The sequence below is a fragment of the Mesorhizobium sp. M7A.F.Ca.MR.362.00.0.0 genome (assembly GCF_004023175.1).
Taxonomy (GTDB): Bacteria; Pseudomonadota; Alphaproteobacteria; order Rhizobiales; family Rhizobiaceae; genus Mesorhizobium.
This window is the reverse complement of the sequence record NZ_RZTF01001132.1, coordinates 1-236: the sequence shown is the minus strand read 5'-3', so window position 1 is coordinate 236 and position 236 is coordinate 1. Positions and strand designations below refer to the sequence as shown.

Here is a 236-nt window from a genome sequence, read left to right as displayed (position 1 = left end):
CTCGCCTTCTGGCCCAACGGCCTTCAAGGTATAGTGCCTGCCTGCCCCTAACGGTTGAGAGGAGTAAACATGTCTGATTGCAATGCCGTCGTCATACTCTGTACCGCACCGGATGAAGCCACAGCGCAAGAACTGGCGGCGCGCGTATTGGGCGAAAAACTGGCGGCCTGCGCCACGTTGCTGCCCGGCGTCTCATCGCTCTATTACTGGGAAGGGAAACTGGAACAGGAATACGA

1 protein-coding gene is annotated in these 236 nt (G+C 57.6%); it reads left to right on the top strand.

The annotated features are described in order from the left end of the window. Positions 1-69 precede the first annotated feature (69 nt). On the top strand, positions 70-236 hold a 167-nt coding region (cutA, locus tag EOC06_RS45560; protein ID WP_128310213.1), incomplete at its 3' end, for a divalent cation tolerance protein CutA.